Annotated in this window: 2 protein-coding genes; both read left to right on the forward strand. The window is 55.1% G+C overall.

Going from position 1 to position 1,222, the window contains the following annotated elements:
• The first annotated feature begins 89 nt into the window (after positions 1-89).
• Positions 90-644 (forward strand): hypothetical protein, encoded by a 555-nt coding sequence (locus OH663_RS25970; RefSeq protein WP_048221195.1) that lies wholly within the window; start codon positions 90-92, stop codon positions 642-644.
• Positions 637-1,222, forward strand: a 586-nt coding sequence (locus OH663_RS25975; RefSeq protein ID WP_263525945.1) for a phage baseplate assembly protein V, incomplete at its 3' end; no start/stop codon positions are given. The genes OH663_RS25970 and OH663_RS25975, both read left to right, overlap by 8 nt.

Consider the following 1,222-nt stretch of genomic DNA (forward strand, 5'->3'; position numbering starts at 1 on the left):
GCGGAAGCGATGGAGATTTTTATGCATCACTTTGAAACCGACATTCGCGGGCGCGTAAAAGCCCGTATTTCTGTCTGAGGTAACGAACGATGGCCGAGCCACTGTTGCTGGGGCGGTATCACGATGCCGTGACTGACGCATTAAAAAAAATCGGATGGGTGCGTGATGCCGGTGCGTATCCGGAACGAAATGTTCCCCGCTTTTCGGGCCTGACCACGCCCGCGGTGTATTTCTCGATTAACAGCTGGGAACAGGGCGGAGGTAATGAGGGGCAACTGGGCGTTAATTTAACCTGTGATCTCTTCGTGGTGGTGGATGCTGCCGGATCGGGTGTGAGTCAGCCTGAGATTTTTGTCAGAACCGCTGCGGCCGATATTACCCAATGGATTGACGGGCAGCAGTTTGGTCTGGGCCATATTGAGCCTGCGGTTTTCACCACGGCTGAACGTGATGAGTTTGATCCGCGAATGGATGATTATCTGGTCTGGCGTATTTCATTCACCCAGGCGGCTGCATTTGGTACTGACCCCTTTGCAAACAATGGCATGCCTCTGCAGCAGGCCTGGCTGGGTGCTGCACCTGATACGGGCCGTAATCATGTGGATGACTATCAGCTTATCCAGGAGGCTCAGCCCGATGAGTGATATCGCAGGCGACCTGCAGCGCAGACTGGCGAACCTTGTCCGGCGCGGCGTTATCCATTCCGTCAGGCACGATCGCATCCCAAAATGCCGGGTGGATTTGGGGGATATCATCACGACCTGGCTGCCGTTGTGCCAGGGGTTTTCAGGAACCAACCGGGCGGATTCAAATCCTTATGCCGTGGGGGATGCGGTTACGGTCCTGTCCGAAGCCGGAGAGCTCAACAACGGACGGGTGTTTCCTGGCTGGAACACGGGAAAGCTGCCTGTGCCGGAAGGAAGTGACAGCGAGCACATTACCCGTTACAGCGACGGGACCGAGATCCGTTATGACAGGAACGCGCATGCCCTGACGATTACGCTGGCTGATGGTGGAACTTACAAAATTGTCGGTAAAGGCACGCTGGATGGTCCGGTTGAAATTACCGATACCCTGACAGTTCAGGGCAAAACTCAGATTAATGCTGACACGTCGGTTGCAGGGAATATCGGGGCGTCAAAGGAGATAACGGATAAATCCGGCAGCATGAGCAAGATACGTGAAGTCTTTAACAACCACGATCACCGCGGCGACAGCGGCG

Source organism: Citrobacter sp. Marseille-Q5395, assembly GCF_947057495.1.
GTDB classification, from domain to species: Bacteria; Pseudomonadota; Gammaproteobacteria; order Enterobacterales; family Enterobacteriaceae; genus Citrobacter; species Citrobacter murliniae.

Bases quoted from the DNA above. Each gene is read 5' to 3' on its own strand.
- OH663_RS25970 (WP_048221195.1), top strand. From the start codon at position 90: ATGGCCGAGCCACTGTTGCTGGGGCGGTATCACGATGCCGTGACTGAC.